The following is a 14,445-nucleotide window of genomic DNA, read 5'->3' as shown; positions in this document are numbered from 1 at the left end:
AGGAGACAGCCGATGAACGCCCCGACCCAAACCTCTCACCTGATGCCGGAGCTTCACCTGCGCGACGTGCCCGACAGCCTGATCGAGGCCCTGAAGGCCCGCTTCGGCGCCAACTGTTCCACGGCGATGGCGGTGCGCACGCAGCATGGGCGCGACGAGTCTTCCTTCGACGCACCGCCCCCCTCCGCCGTGGTGTTCGCCGAGAGCACGCAGGATGTTGCAGACGCGGTGAAGCTCGCGAGCGAGCACAGCGTGCCGGTCATCCCCTTCGGCGTCGGCTCCTCGCTCGAAGGCCACCTGCTGGCGGTGCAGGGCGGCATCAGCATCGACGTGTCGCGCATGAACAAGGTGCTGTCGGTCAATGCCGACGACCTCACGGTGACGGTGCAGCCCGGTGTTACTCGCAAGCAGCTCAATGAAGAGATCAAGAGCACGGGCCTGTTCTTCCCCATCGACCCGGGCGCCGACGCCTCCATCGGCGGCATGACGGCCACGCGCGCCAGCGGCACGAACGCGGTGCGCTACGGCACGATGCGCGAGAACGTGCTGGCGCTCGAGGTGGTGACGGCCGCGGGCGACGTCATCCGCACCGGCACGCGCGCGAAGAAGTCGTCGGCCGGCTACGACCTCACGCGCCTCATGGTGGGCAGCGAGGGCACGCTGGGCGTGGTCACCGAGATCACGCTGCGCATCTATCCGCTGCCCGAGGCGGTGTCCGCGGCGATCTGCTCGTTCCCGAGCATCGAGGCAGCGGTGCGCACCACCATCGAGACCATCCAGCTCGGCGTGCCGATCGCGCGCGTGGAGCTGATCGACGTGAACACGGTGCGCATGGTGAACGCCTACGCCAAGCTGAACCTGCGCGAGGAACCGATGCTGCTGATGGAGTTCCACGGCTCGCCCGCCGGCGTGAAGGAGCAGGCCGAGACGGTGCAGGAGCTCGCGAGCGGCCATGGCGGCAATGCCTTCGAGTGGGCCAGCACGCCGGAAGAGCGCACGCGCCTGTGGACGGCGCGGCACAACAGCTACTTCGCGGCGGTGCAGTCGCGGCCCGGCTGCCGCGTGATCTCCACCGACACCTGCGTGCCGATCTCGCGCCTGGCCGACTGCCTGCTCGACTCGGTGGCCGAGGCAGATGCGAGCGGCATCCCCTACTTCCTCGTCGGCCACGTCGGCGACGGCAACTTCCACTTCGGCTACCTGCTCGACCCGAACATTCCCGAGGAGCGCGTGAAGGCCGAGGAGCTGAACCACGCGCTGGTGAGCCGCGCTCTGGCACTCGAAGGCACCTGCACCGGCGAGCACGGCGTGGGGCTGCACAAGATGGAGTTCCTGGTGAACGAGGCGGGCGCGGGCGCGATCGACATGATGCGCACGATCAAGCGTGCGCTCGATCCGAAGAACATCATGAATCCGGGGAAGATCTTCAGCCTCTGATCCGCTGCCCAGGCACCCAGTGAAAAGCCCGGGGCTCTTGCGAGCCGCCGGGCTTTGTTTTGACTTGCGTCTGGCGGGATCAGTTGGTGCGGCGACGCGCCGGCGGTGCCTTCTCGGCCGGCACATAGGTCTGCGAGGGAGCCGCGCCGCCATCCACGCCCAGGCGGCCACCGCCGCCCAGGCCCTGGCCGCGCACCGTCTGCGCCTTGTAGTTGCGCAGCGAACGAACCATCTGGTTGAAGGCGTCCATGAAGGCTGCGGCAATGACCTTGCCCTGTGCCGTGTTCGTGTAGCCGCCGAGGCCACCGCCCGCGCTGCGGCCGGCCAGCGCGCCGAAGGCGCCGAAGTCGGTCTTGGAGGCGCTGCCTTCGGAGGCCGCGACCTGCACGCCGGAACGGTTGTCGATCAGCGTCAGGAGCGCACTGGCTTCCTTGGTCTGCATGCTGCCGCCGATGGCCGCGAGGGCACGGCCACGGCCACCGCCCACCAGGCCGCCGAGCGCGCCGCCGACGCCGCCGGCGTCGCTGTTGCTGAAGACGATCTCGGGCGACAGACCGTAGTCGGAGGCCACCATCTGGCCGCGGCCGAAGTTGCTGCCGCCGCGCATCTCGCCCGACTGCTGCAGCGCGCGTTCGCGCGTCATGGCGTTCATGCCGGCCGCGCCGCGCTCGACCACGATGAAGCAGTTCGATTGCTGCACCAGCAGGCGCAGCAGGTTGGCGGTGGGAGGCAGGCGGTATTCGCCGGTGAGGATGGTGTACCAGCCGGCGCTCTGGTTCTCGATCAGCGACACGGTACCGAGCGGCGATTCGCAGCGCTCGAGCTGGCTGCTTGCGTTGTCGGTGGCGCCGCCTGCGGCGCTGCCGGTGGCCATGGTCTTGGCCGACTGGCTGCCCATCTGCATGTCGGTCGCGGCGCAACCGGTGAGAAGAAGCGCGCCGGCGGCGATGGCCGCGAGCGGGAACCTGGTGAGTTGCATGGTGGACTACTCCCTCTGTTGTTCAGAGAACTGGGGTTGGAAAAACCAGCGGTCGAGGATACGCGCAAAGGATTGCAGGAATCAATCAAACGAACGCCGGAGCCCCGATTCGCAACACTAGGCCGTTCGGCGGATGCGCTCGATCAATCCGTTGAGCGCTTCGATGGATCCGAAGTGGATCGCGAGCTCGCCGCTTTCCTCGACGCGGCCGCCGCGCTTGCTGCGCTTCTTGATGCGCACCTCGACCTCGGCGGTGAGCAGGTCGGCCAGTTCTTCTTCCACGCGCAGCAGGTCGCGCGACTTCTCGCCGTCGTTGCTGCGGCGCGAGGGCGTAAGCGTGAACTCGGCCGCGAGCTTCTTCACCAGCGCCTCGGCCTCGCGCACCGACATCTTCCTGGCCGCGATCTGGTTCGCGGCCGTGATCTGCGTGCCGCGGTCCAGCGACAGCAGCGCGCGGGCGTGGCCCATGTCGATGTCGCCGGCCATCAGCATTTGCTGCGCGGGCTCGGCCAGGTTCAGCAGGCGCAGCAGGTTGCTCGCCGCACTGCGCGAGCGGCCCACGGCCTGGGCCGCCTGCTCGTGAGTGAGCCCAAACTCGGTCACCAGGCGTTGCAGGCCCTGGGCCTCTTCGAGCGGGTTGAGATCCTCGCGCTGGATGTTCTCGATGAGCGACATCGCGGCGGCGGCTTCGTTGGGCACGTCCCGCACCAGCACCGGCACGCTGTCGAGGCCGGCGAGCTTCGCGGCACGGAAACGCCGTTCGCCCGCGATGATCTCGTACTCGGCGTTCTTGGCCGCGGCCGATTCGGGATCGAGCCGCCGCACCAGGATCGGCTGCATGATGCCCTGCACCTTGATGCTCTCGGCCAGTTCGTACAGCGCGCCCTCGTCCATGCGCGTGCGCGGCTGGTAGACGCCGGCGACCATCTGGTCGAGCATCAGCGTGCTCGGGTTGCGTTGGGCGCCGCCCTCCTCCGCGTCGGCAGCGCCGGCGTTGCTGCCGCCGTTGTCGGCGGAAGGCGCGGCCGTCGGACCCAGCAGCGCTTCGAGGCCTCGGCCCAGTCCCTTGGGTTTCTTGGTCGCCATCAGTTCTTTTCTTTCGAGATTTCGTTCAGGAGTTTCCGGCCTTCGGGCCAATCGCCCAGGCCCGATTCGGCGTTCAGGTGGCCGCCCGCACCGGCGTCGATGAAGCGCGCGCCCCAGTCGGCAGCAAGCTGCCGCGAGCGCGAGGCTTCGCAGTACGGGTCGTCATTGGCGGCGATCAACACCGCCGGGAACGGCAGCGGCTTGCGCACGATGGGCGCCCAGCCCGGAATCAGCTGGCGCAGGTTGTCACTCTCGACGTCGCCCGGCGCGACCAGCAGCGCGCCGCGCACCCTGTGCGTGTTGCGCGAATGCGAGGCCCAGGCGGCGACCAGGATGCAGCCGAGGCTGTGTGCCGCAAAGACGACCTGGCCAGGCGAGGCCAGCACTTCTTCTTCGAGCCGTGCGGACCAGTCGCCGCGCAGCGGTCGCATCCACTCGTGCTGTTCGACGCGATGGTCGCCGTAGAGAGATTCCCAGCGGGTCTGCCAATGGCCGGGGCCGCTGTTCTGCCAACCGGGCAGCAGCAGGATGCGGGGCTCTGTCATTTGCTACTGATTTGATAGCGACCTGCGAGGCTCAAGCGCATGTCAGGCGTTGTTTTCACTGGTGGAGTCGGCAGCCGGCGACGCAGCGGGCGCCAGCACGTCGTCGGGAATGGGCAGGTCCGGCGTGATGCGCGCGACCGGCGCGATCGGCGGGGCCACCGCGCCCGAGGCGAAGGCGCTGGCAGGCGGCATCTTCTCGACCAGTTCCTGAGCGAAGGCGATGAAGGCCTGGCTGCCGCGCGCGGCCGGATCGAACACCACGCCCGGCAGTCCGTAGCTCGGTGCCTCGGCCAGCCGCACGTTGCGCGGGATCACCGTGTCGAACACCTTGTCGCCGAAGTGGGACTTGAGCTGCTCGCTCACCTGCTGCTGCAGCGTGATGCGCGGATCGAACATCACGCGCAACAGGCCGATGATCTGCAGGTTCTTGTTGAGGTTGGCGTGCACCTGCTTGATGGTGTTGACCAGGTCGGTCAGGCCTTCGAGCGCGAAGTACTCGCACTGCATAGGCACGATCACGCCGTGGGCGGCGCACAGGCCGTTCAGCGTCAGCAGGCTCAGGCTGGGCGGGCAGTCGATCAGGATGAAGTCGTACTCGGCGCCGACCGCGGCCAGCGCGGTGCGAAGGCGCTTCTCGCGCCGGTCGAGCGCGACCATCTCGACTTCGGCGCCCGCCAGCTCGCGGTTGGCGCCGAGTACGTCGTAGCTGCAACCGCCTTCCACCAGCTTGTCGGACTTGACCCGCGCCTCGGCCACCGAGGCCGATTCGAGCAGCACGTCGTACACCGTCAGCTCCAACTCGCGCTTGTCGATGCCCGAACCCATGGTGGCGTTGCCCTGTGGGTCGAGGTCGATCATCAGCACGCGCTGGCCTACTTTCGCCAGGCCGGCGGCGAGATTGACTGTGGTGGTGGTCTTGCCGACGCCGCCCTTCTGGTTGGCGATGCAGAAAATCTTGGCCATGTGGTTACCGGGGGTCGATCGATCAGCGCGAGATTGCGAGCTTGACGCCGAAGGCGATCAGGAAGGTGCCGGCAAGCTTTTCGAGCGTGGTGGAAATGCGGGGATTCGCGCGGATGCGCTCGGCCAGGAAGTGCGTGAGCAGCGTCGAGGTCAGGCCGTACAGGAAGGTCAGCGCGGCAATCGTCACCGCCATGGCGCCGAAAGTGATCAGGCCTTGGTGCCGGGCCGGGTCCACGAACAGCGGGAAGAAGGCCATGTAGAACACGATGGCCTTGGGGTTGAGCAGCGTGATGGTGAAAGCCTGGCGCATGAAATGGCTGGGCTTGATGTTGAGGATAGGCGCCGAGCCGGGCTTTGCCAGCAGCATCTTGATGCCCATCCAGCCCAGGTAGGCGGCGCCCAGCCATTGCACCGCCTTGAAGGCAGCCGGGTACGCAGCCATCACGGCCGACACGCCGGCCACCGCCGCCCACAGCAGGAACTGGTCGCCGATGATCACGCCGGCCGTCGCAGCCGATCCGCCGCGGATGCCGCCCTTGCTCGTCGAGGTGATCAGCGCCAGATTACCCGGGCCGGGAATCAGAAGGAACAGGACGATGGCGGCGACGAATGCGCCGTAGTCAGCGATGCCGAACATGGGATTTGCCTCGAAAAAGCGAGCCGGGGAAGAGACCAGAGGGAGGCATCGAGTCTAAGCGAGCACACCGCCGCGACGATCGTTCGGACACCGGCTTTTACCGGTGTCGCCGCTTCTTTTGCGTATTCAGGCGCCGATTCCGACGGAGTCCTTGCGCGCCCAGACGATGCAGCGCTCCGCATCCAGGCCCGGAACCGTCAGTTGTTCCACGTGAAACACCGACACGCCCTTGGGCACGACTGCAAGTTCGTCCGTCGGTAGCTTGCCCTTCATGGCGAGCCATACACCGCCGGACGCGAGCAGGTTCATGGAACCGTTGAAGAAGTCTGGCAGCGAGGCGAAGGCGCGCGAGCTGATGACTTCATAGCTTCCCGCCAGCGATTCGACCCGGGCGTGCAGGCCGCGAAGATTGGGCAACTCCAGCTCGGCTGCGACTTGTTGAACGAAGGCGGCCTTCTTGGCGACCGCGTCGAGACAGCTGACTTCCAGGTCGGGCCGCATGATGGCGATCACCACGCCGGGCAAGCCACCACCGGAACCCACGTCCAGCAGCTTGCCCTTCCCGGCCCACTCGCGCTGCAGCGGCGCAACGGCCGCGAGGCTGTCGAGCAGATGGTGCGTCAGCACACTTGCCGGATCGCGCAGCGCCGTCAGGTTGTAGACCTTGTTCCACTTGAGCATCAGCGTGCCGTAGGCCAGCAGGCGCTCGGCCTGGGTGTCGGACAGAGTCACGCCCATGGCGGCTGCGCCGGAGCGCAGCGTGTCGATGGGCGCCGTCATTCGGCGGCAGCTTCCCGGGCGAATGCCTTGTGGCCGCCCTTGCGCAGGTGAATCATCAGCAAGGAGATGGCAGCCGGTGTTACGCCCGAGATGCGCGAGGCCAGTCCCAGCGTCTCCGGCCGGTGCTTGTCCAGCTTCTGCCGGACCTCGAAGCTCAGCGCCTTAACCTGGCTGTAGTCGAAATCGGCGGGCAGCTTCAGGTTCTCGAAGTGCGCGGCGCGCTCCACTTCATCGTGCTGGCGCTCGATGTAGCCGGAATACTTGGCCGAAATCTCGATCTGCTCAATCTCGGTTTCGCTCAGCGGAGCCGGAGCGCCGTACTTGCCGCCGTCGAGCGTCATCAGCGTTTCGTAGCTTACGTCCGGCCGGCGCAGGAGGTCGGCCAGGTTGTATTCGTGATCGATGGCCTTGCCCAGCACCCGCTCCGATTCCAACGCCGGCAGGTTGCGCGGGTTCACCCAGATCGACTTGAGCCGCTCTGTTTCACGTGAAACAGCGTCGCGCTTGCGGCTGAAGGCGTCCCAGCGTTCGTCGTCCACCAGACCCAGCTTGCGGCCGGCTTCGGTGAGGCGCATGTCAGCGTTGTCTTCACGCAGCTGCAGACGGAACTCCGCGCGGCTGGTGAACATGCGGTACGGCTCCGTCACGCCCTTGGTGATGAGGTCGTCGACCAGCACGCCAAGATAGGCCTCGTCGCGGCGTGGCAGCCAGGCATCTTCTCCGCGGCATTGCAGCGCGGCGTTGATTCCGGCGAACAGCCCCTGGGCCGCCGCCTCTTCGTAGCCGGTCGTGCCATTGATCTGCCCGGCGAAGAACAGGCCCTTGACCGAACGCGTCTCGAAGCTGCTCTTGAGCTCGCGCGGATCGAAGTAGTCGTACTCGATGGCATAGCCCGGTCGCAGGATGTGCGCGTTCTCCAGCCCGGACATCGAGCGCACCAGCTGGTACTGGATGTCGAACGGCAGGCTGGTCGAGATCCCGTTCGGGTAGTACTCGTTGGTCGTCAGGCCTTCGGGCTCCAGGAAGATCTGGTGGCTTTCCTTGTCGGCGAAGCGATTGATCTTGTCTTCCACGCTCGGGCAGTAGCGCGGACCCACGCCGTCGATCTTGCCGGTGAACATGGGGCTGCGGTCGAAGCCCGAGCGGATGATCTCGTGCGTGCGCGCATTGGTGTGGGTGATCCAGCAGGGCATCTGCTGCGGGTGCATGTCTGCGCGACCCATGAAGCTGAAGACCGGCATCGGCCCTGCCCCGCCGGGCATGCCGTCGCCGGGCTGCTCGGTGCACTTCGAGAAATCGATGCTGCGCCCGTCGAGCCGCGGCGGCGTGCCGGTCTTGAGCCGGCCTTGCGGCAGCTTCAGTTCCTTGAGCCGCGCAGAGAGGCTGACCGCCGGCGGATCGCCCGCGCGCCCGGCCTGGTAGTTGTCGAGACCGACGTGGATGCGGCCATCGAGGAAAGTGCCCGCCGTCAGCACCACGGTTCGCGCGCGGAAAGCGATGCCGACCTGCGTGACGGCGCCGACCACGCGGTCACCCTCCACCATCAGATCATCGACTGCCTGCTGGAACAGGCTCAGGTTCGGCTGGTTCTCAAGCCGGCGGCGAATGGCGGCCTTGTACAGAACGCGGTCCGCCTGGGCGCGGGTTGCGCGCACGGCCGGACCCTTGCTCGAATTGAGAATGCGGAACTGGATGCCGGCCTCGTCGGTAGCGATCGCCATCGCACCGCCGAGCGCGTCGACCTCCTTCACCAGGTGGCCCTTGCCAATGCCGCCGATCGACGGGTTGCAGCTCATCTGCCCCAGCGTCTCGATGTTGTGGGAGAGCAGCAGCGTCTTGGCGCCCATGCGCGCGGCGGCGAGCGCGGCCTCGGTGCCGGCATGGCCACCGCCGACGACGATCACGTCGAATTCTTCGGGGTACAGCATTTGGAGTGGGAGCGCACAACTGACGCGTGCGCGGCGCAAAAGGGGCACCGATTTTAATCGGCCGTGCCCCTTTGCGTCCCCTGTGTGGATAAGCTTGGAGGGCGATGCCTAACGGCTGCCTCTACCGCCGTCACGCGATAGTTTGCTATATTTTTTATAGCAAACATGCCTGCTAGGCTGCCGCTTCGTTCGCCTCGCCCACCGCGCCAAGCGGCACCGGCTTCTCGATGCCCATCACCTCGCCGGTGGGCGAGGGCGGCATCGACGGCTGCAGGCTTTCGTCCTGCAGCTCGCGCACCACGAGCTTCTTGCCGGTCATGCGCACGTCGCCGAAGATCGTGCAGAAGGCCACGTCCTTCGCATCGCGCCCGGTGCCCACGCGCACCAGCCTGTCGACCGGTGCCATGCGCGTCGGATCGAACAGCACCCACCGTCCGCCGAGCCACGCTTCGAACACCGCGTGGAAGTCCTGCGGAGGTTCGTCGAACCACACGTAGCCGACCACCAGCCTCGCCGGAATGTTCAGCGCTCGGCAGAAGGTGATGCCCAGGTGGGCGAAGTCGCGGCACACGCCTGCGCGTTCCACGAACACCTCGCGCGCGGTGGTGGTCGAATCGCTGCTGCCCGGCTCGTAGGTGATGCTGTCGTGGATCCAGTCGACAACGGCCTGCACCCGGCCAATGCCGGGCGGCAGGTCGCCGAAGAGCTGCTGCGCGCAGCGCGCCATGAGGTCCGACTCGCAATAGCGCGTCGGCATCATGTAGTGCAGCACCTCGTCGGGCACCTCGGTCACCGGCATCTCGGCCAGGTCGTTCGGCACCACCACGTGGGCGCGCCGCACGCTGGCCTTGTAGGCGATCTTCAGCGGCCCGGGCTTCGCATCGAAACGGATGAAGCGATTGCCGCTTCCCTCGTCACAGAACAGCCGCAGCGGCGTCGGCGGCTCCACGACCAGTTCCTCCCCGACCACGCTCTGCGTGCCCGAGCGCGCCGCCTCGATGTTCAGCAGCATGTGCGCCGGGGCGGCGACTTCGTAGTCGAGCTGCGCCTCGATGTGCGAGAGGTGCATCAGTCGATCGCTTTTTTCACCGCGCCCACACCGAGCGCCGCCAGCACCACGAACAGCACCGCCAGCACCAGGAACAGGCCGAACAGCAGCTTCGCGATGCCCGCGGCACCCGCCGCGATGCCACCGAAGCCGAGCAAGCCGGCCACGAGGGAAATGACTGCAAAAATGATCGCGTACTTCAACATCCTTCTACTCCTTGCAGCAGGCCTTGCCCACCGTGCGAGGCAGCTTAGAAAACGCGTCCCGCGCGCCCGATAGTCGCCGCGCGCATGCGGCCGTAGGACAAAAACGCGAGGCCGCCAAACCCGCTAGCATCCGCTGCGGTTCCTCACAACAATCAATCAACCTCGTCATCACTGGAGTTTTTCGAATGAAGCTGTATTACTCGCCCGGCGCCTGCTCGCTTTCCCCGCACATCGCGCTGCATGAAGCGGGCATCGCCGCCGAACCCGTGCTGGCCAGCACCAAGAGCCACAAGCTGCAGGACGGCACCGACTACTACGGCATCAACCCGCTGGGCTACGTGCCGATGCTCGAGCTCGACGACGGCACCCGCCTGCGCGAAGGCCCCGCCATCCTCCAGTACATCGCCGACCTCGCCCCCACCAAGAATCTCGCGCCGGCCGCCGGCACCATGCAGCGCTACCGCCTGCAGGAATGGCTGACCTTCATCGGCACCGAAGTGCACAAGGGCTTCAGCCCGCTGTTCAACCCGAACATGCCCGAGGAAGCCAAGGCCATCTTCAAGGACAAGCTCAAGTCGCGCTTCCAGTGGCTCGACAAGGAACTGGCCAGCAAGGAATACCTGATGGGCGAGCACTTCAGCGTGGCCGACGGCTACCTGTTCACCGTCACCAACTGGACCAAGCCCACCGGCGTGGACATCTCCGACTTCCCCAACCTGCTCGCCTGGCATGCCCGCGTGGGTGCCCGCCCCGCCGTGCAGGAGGCGATGAAGGCCGAAGGTCTTCTGAAGTAAGCCGAAGCACGCAAAAGCGTTCAGAAGCAGCAGCAAGCGGATCGGAACCCCTTCAGGGAAAACCCGAACCGCTTCAGCCACAAGCCGCACGATGCGGCTTTTTTTTCGGGCCACGCTACGGACAGGAGAGAACAAGCCTCCGGACACCGAAGCACAAGGACCCGCGCCATGCCCGAAACACCTCCGTCCACCGAACTGCGCGAAGAGATGCGCGGGCCCGTCATGTGGCTCACCATCGAGCGCGAAGAGCGCCGCAATGCCATCAACGGCGCCGTACTCGCCGGTCTGGGCGATGCCATCTCACGCGCCAACAACGACAGCGCGGTGCGCGCCGTGGTCATCACCGGCGCCGGCACTCGCGCCTTCTGCGCGGGCGCCGACCTGCAGAGCGGCTCCTCGTTCAAGTTCGACTACGCAACGCCCTACCAGGGCTTCGCCAACCTCTTCCGCCAGGCCCGGCAATCGACCGTGCCGCTGATCGCGCGCGTCAACGGCGCCTGCATGGCCGGCGGCATGGGCCTCACGGCGATGTGCGACATGGCGGTGGCCAGCAGCCAGGCGGTGTTCGGCCTGCCCGAGGTGAAGGTCGGCCTCTTTCCCACGCAAGTGCTCAGCGTGCTCGGTGGCCTGCTGCCGCGCCGCGTGCTGGCCGAGATGTGCATCACCGGCGAGCCCATCGACGCGGCGCAGGCGCTGGAACTTGATCTCGTCAACCGCGTGAGCGACGACGTCGACGAAAGCGTCGACTGGCTGCTCGGCCGCATGCTCGACAAGTCGCCCGCAGCCATCCGCCGCGGCCTCTACACCATGAAGAAGATCGAAGCCATGGCCTTCGAGGAATCGATGGCCTTCACCGAAAGCCAGATCGGCCTGTTCGCGCTCACCGAGGACGCGGCCGAAGGACAGCTCGCCTTCCGCGAGAAGCGCAAGCCGCAGTGGAGCGGGCGATGAGCAGCAGCAGCAACAACAACGAACGTATCGTCCGCATCGGCGGCGCCTCCGGCTTCTGGGGCGACAGCAGCGTGGGTGCGCCGCAGCTCGTGGCCAGCGGCCAGATCGACTACCTCGTGTTCGACTACCTCGCCGAGCTCACCATGTCGATCCTCGCCGGCGCGCGGCTCAAGAAGCCCGAGCTCGGCTACGCCACCGACTTCGTGTCGGTCGCGATGAAGGCCGTGCTGAAGGACATCGTGGAACAGGGCATCCGCGTGGTGAGCAACGCGGGCGGCGTCAACCCGCAAGGCTGCGCCGATGGGCTCGCGGCTCTCGCCGCCGAACAGGGCATCGCACTGAAGATCGCCGTGGTGAGCGGCGACGACGTATCGCCGCTGCTGCCCGAGCTGCGCAAGTCGCAACCGCCCGTGCGCGAACTGCAGAGCGGCGCCGCCCTGCCCGAACGCGTGCTCACCGCCAACGCGTACCTCGGCGCGCGCCCGATACAGGCTGCGCTCGACGCGGGCGCGCAGGTCGTCATCACCGGCCGCTGCGTCGACTCGGCCGTCACGCTCGGCGTGCTCATGCATGAATTCGAGTGGCAGCCGAACGACCTCGACCTGCTCGCCGCGGGCAGCCTCGCGGGCCACATCATCGAATGCGGCTGCCAGGCCACCGGCGGCCTGCACACCGACTGGGACACCGTGCCCGACTGGCCCAACATCGGCTACCCCGTCGTCGAATGCAGCGCCGACGGCAGCTTCGTCGTCACCAAGCCCGCGGGCACCGGCGGCAAGGTCACGCCCGCGGTGGTGGCCGAGCAGATGCTCTACGAGATCGGCGATCCCTCCGCCTACCTGCTGCCCGACGTGGTGGCCGACTTCACGCAGGTACGCATCGAGCAGGCCGGCGAGCACCGTGTGCGCGTGCACGGCGCACGCGGCCGTGCGCCCACCGCGAGCTACAAGGTCAGCGCCACCCATGTCGAAGGATTCAAGACGGCGGCGCAGCTCACCATTGTGGGCTTCGATGCGGTGGCGAAGGCGAGGCGAACGGGCGAGGCCATCCTCGCGCGCACGGCTGCGCTGTTCTCGCAGCAAGGCTTCGGCCCCTACAGCGGCACGCACATCGAGGTGCTGGGCGCGGAGTCGTGCTACGGCCCGCACGCACAGCAGGCATTGCAGACGCGCGAAGCGGTGCTGCGGCTCGCGGTCACGCACCCGCGCAAGGACGCGCTGGAGCTGTTCGCGCGGGAGGTCGCACCCGCCGGCACGTCATGGGCGCCGGGCACCACCGGCGCGGGCGGTGGGCGGGCCTCGGTGTCGCCGTCGATCCGGCAATATGCGTTCCTGCTCGGCAAGTCGCAGGTCGAGGCATCGGTGACCATCGACGGAGAGCGCATCAATGTTCCACGCGCGGACCCAGTCCCGGCGTCGAAAGCGGTCGAAGCCATCTCTTCGCCTGCCAGAGCCATCCAGACGACGATCGACACCTCCGCTGCCGACGGCATCAAGGTACCCCTGATTCGCCTGGCCTGGGCCCGCAGCGGCGACAAGGGCGACACCTCGAACATCGGCGTCATCGCGCGCCACCCTGCCCTGCTGTCGCTGCTGCGCGGGCAGCTCACCGAAGCGCGCGTGGCCGATTGGCTCGCGCACCTGGTCAAGGGCCGCGTCACGCGCTACGAGGTGCCCGGCATCGACGCCTTCAACTTCGTCTGCGAACAGGCGCTGGGCGGCGGCGGCATGGCATCGCTGCGCAACGATCCGCTGGGCAAGGGCATGGGGCAGATCCTGCTGGCGATGCCGGTGAGGGTGAGCCCCGCGCTGCTGGCGCTGCTCGCCTAGCACCAATCCGTCAACCGTGCGACAGCAGGGTTGAGGCGGCGCGCTTAGCCTTGCGCCCCGTATCAACTCTGCTTTCGATCGCACGATGTCCACCCTTTTCGACCCCGTACAGGCCGGCGACCTGAAGCTCGCCAACCGCATCGTCATGGCGCCGCTCACGCGCAACCGCTCGCCGAACGCCATCCCGCCCGACATCGCCGCCACCTACTACGCCCAGCGCGCCAGCGCGGGCCTGCTCATCACCGAAGCCACCGCCATCAGCCACCAGGGCCAGGGCTACTCCGACGTGCCCGGCCTCTACGGCACCGAGCAGCTCGACGCCTGGAAGCGCGTGACCGAAGCCGTCCACGCCAAGGGCGGCAAGATCGTGGTGCAGCTGTGGCACGTGGGTCGCGTCTCGCACAACGAACTGCAACCCGGTGGCGGAAAGCCCGTCGCCCCCTCGGCCATCACCGCCAAGACCAAGACCGTGCTCATCAAGGACGGCGTTCCCACATTCGTCGACACCTCCGAGCCGCGCGCGCTCGACGCCGGCGAACTGCCCGGCATCGTGCACGCCTATGCGGTGGCCGCACGCAGCGCGGTGGAGACCGCCGGCTTCGACGGCGTGGAAGTGCACGGCGCCAACGGCTACCTGCTCGACCAGTTCCTGAAGGACGGCAGCAACAAGCGCACCGACGACTACGGCGGCAGCATCGAGAACCGCGCCCGCCTGCTGCTGGAGACCACGCGCGCCGTGGCCGACGCCGTCGGCGCCCGCAAGACCGGCATCCGCCTGTCGCCCGTCACGCCCGCCAACGACGCCCACGACAGCGACCCGCAGCCCCTCTTCACCTACGTGGTGAAGCAGCTCGCCACGCTCGACCTCGCCTACATCCACATCATCGAAGGCGCCACCGGCGGCCCGCGCGAGATCGAGGACCGTCCCTTCGACTACGAAGCCCTCAAGGCCGCATACCGCGAGGCCGGCGGCAAGGCCGCATGGATGGTCAACAACGGCTACGACCGTCCGCTGGCCGAAGAGGCAGTGAAGGAAGGCGACGACCTCGTGGCCTTCGGCAAGCCCTTCATCTCCAACCCCGACCTCGTGCGCCGCCTGCGCGAGAACGCACCGCTGAACCCGCTCGACAAGGCCACCATGTACGGCGGCGGCGCGAAGGGCTACACGGACTATCCGGTACTGGCCTGAGTCCCTCCCCCAACGGTCAGCATGCCTGCTGCGCATGCGGGCCGATTGCCCGCGCGGCCGCGAGCCCTTACGC

14 protein-coding genes are annotated in these 14,445 nt (G+C 67.3%); 5 read left to right on the top strand and 9 right to left on the bottom strand.

Annotation, left to right across the window (positions count from 1 at the left end; translation table 11 throughout):
* Window positions 1–12: 12 nt before the first annotated feature.
* Window positions 13–1,437: an FAD-binding oxidoreductase gene (locus ACHMXA_RS03720; RefSeq protein ID WP_176665443.1), complete on the top strand. Its 1,425-nt coding sequence runs from the start codon at window positions 13–15 to the stop codon at window positions 1,435–1,437.
* Window positions 1,438–1,516: 79 nt separating this feature from the next.
* Here ACHMXA_RS03720 and ACHMXA_RS03715 read toward each other — a convergent pair whose 3' ends face one another.
* The 9 genes from ACHMXA_RS03715 to ACHMXA_RS03675 all read right to left on the bottom strand — a co-directional run bounded on the left by ACHMXA_RS03715 (window position 1,517) and on the right by ACHMXA_RS03675 (window position 9,609).
* Entirely contained in the window at window positions 1,517–2,416 is a 900-nt protein-coding gene (locus ACHMXA_RS03715) for a CsgG/HfaB family protein (protein ID WP_176665442.1), read from the bottom strand.
* A gap of 117 nt (window positions 2,417–2,533) precedes the next feature.
* Window positions 2,534–3,502: a ParB/RepB/Spo0J family partition protein gene (locus tag ACHMXA_RS03710; protein ID WP_395318560.1), complete on the bottom strand. Its 969-nt coding sequence runs from the start codon at window positions 3,500–3,502 to the stop codon at window positions 2,534–2,536.
* On the bottom strand, window positions 3,502–4,047 hold the full coding sequence (locus ACHMXA_RS03705; RefSeq protein WP_395318558.1) for an RBBP9/YdeN family alpha/beta hydrolase: 546 nt from the start codon (window positions 4,045–4,047) through the stop codon (window positions 3,502–3,504). The genes ACHMXA_RS03710 and ACHMXA_RS03705 overlap by 1 nt, the downstream gene beginning before the upstream one ends.
* Before the next feature lie 42 nt (window positions 4,048–4,089).
* Window positions 4,090–5,010: a ParA family protein gene (locus ACHMXA_RS03700; RefSeq protein WP_395318556.1), complete on the bottom strand. Its 921-nt coding sequence runs from the start codon at window positions 5,008–5,010 to the stop codon at window positions 4,090–4,092.
* Between the two features lie 22 nt (window positions 5,011–5,032).
* Entirely contained in the window at window positions 5,033–5,647 is a 615-nt protein-coding gene (locus ACHMXA_RS03695) for a LysE family transporter (RefSeq protein ID WP_395318554.1), read from the bottom strand.
* A 126-nt stretch (window positions 5,648–5,773) separates the two neighbouring features.
* On the bottom strand, window positions 5,774–6,427 hold the full coding sequence (rsmG, locus tag ACHMXA_RS03690) for a 16S rRNA (guanine(527)-N(7))-methyltransferase RsmG (protein ID WP_395318552.1): 654 nt from the start codon (window positions 6,425–6,427) through the stop codon (window positions 5,774–5,776).
* Window positions 6,424–8,355, bottom strand: a complete 1,932-nt coding sequence (mnmG, locus tag ACHMXA_RS03685; RefSeq protein ID WP_395318550.1) for a tRNA uridine-5-carboxymethylaminomethyl(34) synthesis enzyme MnmG — start codon at window positions 8,353–8,355, stop codon at window positions 6,424–6,426. The genes rsmG and mnmG overlap by 4 nt, the downstream gene beginning before the upstream one ends.
* Window positions 8,356–8,527: 172 nt before the next feature.
* The gene (locus ACHMXA_RS03680; RefSeq protein ID WP_395318548.1) at window positions 8,528–9,424 is read right to left on the bottom strand and encodes a transglutaminase family protein; all 897 of its coding nucleotides are present in this window, start codon (window positions 9,422–9,424) and stop codon (window positions 8,528–8,530) included.
* Entirely contained in the window at window positions 9,424–9,609 is a 186-nt protein-coding gene (locus ACHMXA_RS03675; RefSeq protein ID WP_056574793.1) for a DUF1328 family protein, read from the bottom strand. Before ACHMXA_RS03675 ends, ACHMXA_RS03680 begins: the two co-directional genes overlap by 1 nt.
* 185 nt (window positions 9,610–9,794) lie before the next feature.
* Between ACHMXA_RS03675 and gstA the strand changes: the two genes are divergently transcribed.
* The 4 genes from gstA to ACHMXA_RS03655 all read left to right on the top strand — a co-directional run bounded on the left by gstA (window position 9,795) and on the right by ACHMXA_RS03655 (window position 14,372).
* The gene (gene gstA / locus ACHMXA_RS03670; protein ID WP_395318545.1) at window positions 9,795–10,403 is read left to right on the top strand and encodes a glutathione transferase GstA; all 609 of its coding nucleotides are present in this window, start codon (window positions 9,795–9,797) and stop codon (window positions 10,401–10,403) included.
* 168 nt (window positions 10,404–10,571) lie between these two features.
* Window positions 10,572–11,354 carry an enoyl-CoA hydratase/isomerase family protein gene (locus ACHMXA_RS03665; protein WP_395318543.1) on the top strand — a complete coding sequence of 261 codons (783 nt, stop codon included), beginning with the start codon at window positions 10,572–10,574 and terminating at the stop codon, window positions 11,352–11,354.
* Entirely contained in the window at window positions 11,351–13,183 is a 1,833-nt protein-coding gene (locus ACHMXA_RS03660; protein ID WP_395318541.1) for an acyclic terpene utilization AtuA family protein, read from the top strand. Before ACHMXA_RS03665 ends, ACHMXA_RS03660 begins: the two co-directional genes overlap by 4 nt.
* Before the next feature lie 85 nt (window positions 13,184–13,268).
* Entirely contained in the window at window positions 13,269–14,372 is a 1,104-nt protein-coding gene (locus ACHMXA_RS03655; protein WP_176665431.1) for an alkene reductase, read from the top strand.
* The last annotated feature ends 73 nt before the right edge of the window (window positions 14,373–14,445 follow it).

It is taken from the genome of Variovorax sp. UC74_104 (genome assembly GCF_044055375.1).
GTDB lineage: Bacteria > Pseudomonadota > Gammaproteobacteria > Burkholderiales > Burkholderiaceae_C > Variovorax.
Note: the sequence above shows the minus strand (reverse complement) of the source record. Positions and strands in the feature narration are given on the sequence as shown.

Excerpts from the sequence above, each read along its gene's own strand:
- ACHMXA_RS03720 (WP_176665443.1), top strand. The coding sequence starts at position 13 with ATGAACGCCCCGACCCAAACCTCTCACCTGATGCCGGAGCTTCACCTG.
- ACHMXA_RS03660 (WP_395318541.1), top strand. The coding sequence starts at position 11,351 with ATGAGCAGCAGCAGCAACAACAACGAACGTATCGTCCGCATCGGCGGC.
- rsmG (WP_395318552.1), bottom strand. The coding sequence starts at position 6,427 with ATGACGGCGCCCATCGACACGCTGCGCTCCGGCGCAGCCGCCATGGGC.
- ACHMXA_RS03710 (WP_395318560.1), bottom strand. The coding sequence starts at position 3,502 with ATGGCGACCAAGAAACCCAAGGGACTGGGCCGAGGCCTCGAAGCGCTG.
- gstA (WP_395318545.1), top strand. The coding sequence starts at position 9,795 with ATGAAGCTGTATTACTCGCCCGGCGCCTGCTCGCTTTCCCCGCACATC.
- ACHMXA_RS03655 (WP_176665431.1), top strand. The coding sequence starts at position 13,269 with ATGTCCACCCTTTTCGACCCCGTACAGGCCGGCGACCTGAAGCTCGCC.
- ACHMXA_RS03675 (WP_056574793.1), bottom strand. The coding sequence starts at position 9,609 with ATGTTGAAGTACGCGATCATTTTTGCAGTCATTTCCCTCGTGGCCGGC.
- ACHMXA_RS03680 (WP_395318548.1), bottom strand. The coding sequence starts at position 9,424 with ATGCACCTCTCGCACATCGAGGCGCAGCTCGACTACGAAGTCGCCGCC.
- ACHMXA_RS03700 (WP_395318556.1), bottom strand. The coding sequence starts at position 5,010 with ATGGCCAAGATTTTCTGCATCGCCAACCAGAAGGGCGGCGTCGGCAAG.
- ACHMXA_RS03665 (WP_395318543.1), top strand. The coding sequence starts at position 10,572 with ATGCCCGAAACACCTCCGTCCACCGAACTGCGCGAAGAGATGCGCGGG.
- ACHMXA_RS03695 (WP_395318554.1), bottom strand. The coding sequence starts at position 5,647 with ATGTTCGGCATCGCTGACTACGGCGCATTCGTCGCCGCCATCGTCCTG.
- mnmG (WP_395318550.1), bottom strand. The coding sequence starts at position 8,355 with ATGCTGTACCCCGAAGAATTCGACGTGATCGTCGTCGGCGGTGGCCAT.
- ACHMXA_RS03715 (WP_176665442.1), bottom strand. The coding sequence starts at position 2,416 with ATGCAACTCACCAGGTTCCCGCTCGCGGCCATCGCCGCCGGCGCGCTT.
- ACHMXA_RS03705 (WP_395318558.1), bottom strand. The coding sequence starts at position 4,047 with ATGACAGAGCCCCGCATCCTGCTGCTGCCCGGTTGGCAGAACAGCGGC.